The organism is Sandarakinorhabdus sp., assembly GCF_041689835.1.
GTDB lineage: Bacteria > Pseudomonadota > Alphaproteobacteria > Sphingomonadales > Sphingomonadaceae > Sandarakinorhabdus.
In genome coordinates this window covers 1-4104 of sequence record NZ_JBDNFM010000167.1, presented here as the reverse complement: position 1 = coordinate 4104, position 4104 = coordinate 1, and the positions used below count along the sequence as shown (strand labels likewise).

Below are 4104 nucleotides of genomic sequence, written 5' to 3'. Positions count from 1 at the left end.
GTCCGCCACCGCGGCCATGTCGTCACCCGTTCCATGCTGCTGGAAGGCGTGTGGGATTATCATTTCGATCCCGGCACCAAAGTGATCGACGTGCACGTGAGCCGCCTGCGCAAGAAACTGGACGAAGGCGGCGCCGGCAACATCGTGCAAACCGTGCGCGGCACCGGCTACCGCGTCGGCAGCGAAACGGTTCCGGCCTGATCCGTGCCCCGCGCGGGGCAATCCCCTTGGAAACCGTCGGGTTTTCGCCCGTTATTGTTCGGCATTACGCCGCGCACCACCACGGCACGCATCAGCCTGGTGCTGTTCGCGGTGCTGCTGGCGGGTTCGGCGTTGATGCTGGTCTTGCTGGAAAGTGCGACCCGCAATCAGCTCGACCGCGAAGTGCAGGCCCGTATCACGGCGATTGCCGATGCGGCGCAAACCGCGTGGCGGAGCGGCGGCATCGAAGCCGCGGTGACCATCCTTGATGGCGAACTGCAAGTTCCGGGGCCGCTGATCATCCATCTTTCGCGGCGCGATGGCAGCCTGCTGCTGGGCAATATGGCGCGCTGGCCGGCGAACGTGGCAGCCAACGGACGATTTTACCGGCTACCGGCGATGCACGCCGATCACAACGATGTCGAACTCTATCTGGTCACCACGCGGCAATTGCCCGATGGCTACCGCCTGCTGGTTGGCCGCAGTCTTGAAGCCGAAGAACAGTTGCAAAAGACGCTCACGACCATGCTGGCGATCGCGCTGCCGATCGCGGCAATGCTGGCGTTTCTGACCAGCCGGTTGATCACCGCCATCATCACCGATCGGGTGCGCGGCATCACCGATGTGGTGGGCGAGGTGACGGCCGGCAAGCTGCACGCCCGCGTGACCTTGCCGCCTGGCCCGCCGGCCGATGCCTTCGATTCGATGGGGCAGGCGTTCAACGTGATGCTGGCGCGGGTGGAATCGGTGCTGGACGAACTGCGCGCCGTCACCGATGGGCTGGCGCACGATTTGCGCTCCCCGCTAACCCGTCTCAAAGCGCGGACGGACCGGCTGGGGATGGGCAGCGTCGTCGATGCCGCCGATCTGGCCGCCGTGTCCGCCGAAGCGCAATCGCTGCTCGGCATGTTGGACAACAGCCTTGAAATCAGCCGCGCCGAAGCCGGCATCGGCCGCGACAGTTTTGCCGATGTCGATCTTTCGGCAATGGTCACCGATCTGGCCGAAATGTACGGGCCATTGGCCGAAGACAGCGGGGTGCATTTCACGGTGCTGCCCGGCCTGTCACGGGTGACGGCGCTGGCGCATCGCCAATTGCTGGGCCGGGCGCTGGCCAATCTGATCGATAATGCACTGCGGTACGGCGCGGCCGGCGGGGTGATCGAACTGGCCGCCGAAAACACCGATGCCGGGACGCGCCTTGTGGTGGGCGATCACGGCCCCGGCATTGCCGTCAGCCAGCGCCGCGAAGCCCTGCGCCGCTTTGGCCGCCTGGATGCAGCGCGCGGCGCGCAGAATGTCAGGCAGGGCGAGGCGTTGCAGGGTCAGACGTTGCAGGGCGCTGGCCTTGGCCTGTCGCTTGCTGCCGCTGTCGCCCGCCTGCACGGCGGCACCATCACTTTGGCTGATAACAAGCCGGGCCTGAAGGTGGCGATCGATCTACCGGCCGTTCGGGCGGCAGAGTAACGCTCAGGCCAAACCGCTCAGGCCGCCACGATCATCCCATGCCGCTTCTTGCCAGCGCTCACCTTCTGCCCCGGGCTCACCAGCGCGGCCTCGCTGCCGGCGGCCTCCCCATCGATCCGCGCGCCGCCCTGCGCCACCAGCTTGCGCGCTTCGTTCTTCGACGCAGCAAATCCCAGCCCGATCAGCGCATCGACGATGGATACCGGCGCGCTCACGGAAAATTGCGGCAGTTCCTCACCGGCGCCGCCTTCGGCAAAGGTGGTGCGCGCGGTTTGCGCAGCGGCCACCGCGGCATCGCGCCCTCGGCACAGCGCGGTCGCTTCGGTGGCAAGCACCGCCTTGGCCGTGTTGATCTCTGCGCCCTCAAGCGCCTCCAGCCGGGCAATCTCGTCCAGCGGCAAATCGGTGAACAACCGCAGGAATTTGCCCACATCGGCATCGTGGGTGTTGCGCCAGAACTGCCAGTAATCGAAATGCGGCAGTTGATCCTCGTGCAGCCATACCGCGCCTTGCGCCGTCTTGCCCATCTTGGCGCCATCGGACCGCGTGATCAGCGGCGTCGTCAGGCCAAATGCCTCTTTGCCGTCGATACGCCTGATCAGATCGGTGCCATTGACGATATTGCCCCACTGGTCCGATCCGCCCATCTGCAGCGTACAGCCAAACCGCCGGCCCAGTTCCAGATAATCATAAGCCTGGAAAATCATGTAGTTGAACTCAAGGAAGCTCAGCGGCTGCTCCCGCTCCAGCCGCAGCCGCACGCTATCAAAGCTGAGCATGCGGTTGATCGAGAAATGCCGGCCGACATCCCTCAGGAACGGGATATACATCAACTGCGACAGCCATTCGTCGTTGTTGACCATCACTGCATCCGTCGGCCCGTCGCCAAACGTCAGGAAGCGTTCGAAAATGCGGCGGATGCTCGCCATGTTGGCGTTGATCTGCTCATCGCTCAGCAGCTTGCGCGCATCATCCTTGCCCGAAGGATCACCGATCTTGGTGGTGCCGCCGCCCATCAACACGATCGGCTTGTGCCCGGACTGCTGCAAATGGCGCAGCATCATGATCGAAACCAGATTGCCGATATGCAAGCTGGGCGCCGTGCAATCAAACCCGACATAAGCCGTGATCGCGCCCCCTGAACCTGATTGGCTGGCCGCACCATCCAGCGCCGCCGCATCGGTGACCTGATGAATGAAACCACGCGTTTCGAGACGTCGGAGAAAGTCGCTGCTGTAGGTCATGGCACTGCCGGCTTTACGGTGAGATTCGGCGCTTGTCATGCCCCGACCGCCGCAGTGCCCGCATCGACCAGATTTGCCAGTTTTGGCGTTTCGTATGGAACTGGGGATTTTCCAGCCCACCCGGCGCGCCGCCGCAAACAAGCTGGTTGCTGATCGTTGCTCCACATAACGGCCAGTGTAACCCATTGGCCGGGCTGTAGGACAGAGCAGGAGGAGAAGCAGAAAAGCCTCCGGCGGCCAGGGTCGCGGACCCTGGACCCGTTCGTTTTCAGGCGCACCCATTCCATATCACCTCTCCCCGCCGCGAAGAGGTCGAGAGACGGCGCAGCCGGCCCGGGAGAGGGGCGCCACGTTCCGCCACTCGGGAACCGCCCCTTCCACCCCGTCACCCCGGACTTGATCCGGGGTAAGGCTTCCTTCAAGCTGACGATAGAAAGCGCGCTATTGCGGCTGGCTCTGGTTTCGGCCCGAGCCCTGAAATAAGTTCACTGTTACCGTAATTTTAAGCGGGAATTCTAGTCAATAAAGCGTTCGGTTCACAGGCGCTTTGTACAATACAGGGCAACCCGGTATGCTGAGGTACGTTTTGATAATGATGTGGCTGACACTTACAGCTTCATGTCGCGAACCACCTTTGCGGCTTGATGACGGGCCTTGTTTCTCAGAGTGGAGTGAATCTCCTCAAGATCTTCCTGATGTTGGTGACTTTATTATAATTTATATAATTGACTCGAATATGGTCATGATAAACAATTCGAATCCATTATCTACGAATTTCGTTATTAATAATATTGTCGCAGATAAAGAAAAAATTGAGGATTTGCCAATACGTGTTGTTGCAAGAGATTGTAATCAAGCGCGAGAATTGAACGTTAAGATGAAACATAGCGGGCTTTGTTTGAGAAATAGCTGTCTTTCCGCCAGAAAATGGAATTTTCCATCCTAGCATTAAGTCTTCCCTTGTAATGACGCGGTTGAAATTACCTATGATGGCACTAGGAGGCGTTGACAAATTCACGCATCCACAGCCGGATTGAGACGAGGTGGATAAAGCCGAGATAGCTATCGGCGGTTTTGTCGTATCGGGTTGCGAGGCGCCGGGCATTTTTCAGCTTGTTGAAGCAACGCTCGACCATGTTGCGCAGGGCGTAAATGGCGGCATCGACGGGCAGTTGGATCAGGCGGTTCCGTT

General features: G+C 60.7%; 4 protein-coding genes. 2 read left to right on the top strand and 2 right to left on the bottom strand.

The genetic code is table 11. The annotated features are described in order from the left end of the window. Together ACESL8_RS09145 and ACESL8_RS09140 are read left to right on the top strand one after the other, a co-directional pair. The coding region (locus tag ACESL8_RS09145) for a winged helix-turn-helix domain-containing protein (RefSeq protein ID WP_372918048.1) at positions 1-201 on the top strand (201 nt) is incomplete at its 5' end. Between the two features lie 54 nt (positions 202-255). Beyond that, complete coding sequence (locus ACESL8_RS09140; RefSeq protein ID WP_372918046.1) at positions 256-1668, top strand: ATP-binding protein; 1413 nt, start codon at positions 256-258, stop codon at positions 1666-1668. A gap of 17 nt (positions 1669-1685) precedes the next feature. Here ACESL8_RS09140 and tyrS read toward each other — a convergent pair whose 3' ends face one another. Together tyrS and ACESL8_RS09130 are read right to left on the bottom strand one after the other, a co-directional pair. Beyond that, entirely contained in the window at positions 1686-2912 is a 1227-nt protein-coding gene (gene tyrS / locus ACESL8_RS09135; RefSeq protein WP_372918044.1) for a tyrosine--tRNA ligase, read from the bottom strand. Positions 2913-3907: 995 nt separating this feature from the next. Next, the coding region (locus ACESL8_RS09130) for a transposase (RefSeq protein WP_372918042.1) at positions 3908-4104 on the bottom strand (197 nt) is incomplete at its 5' end.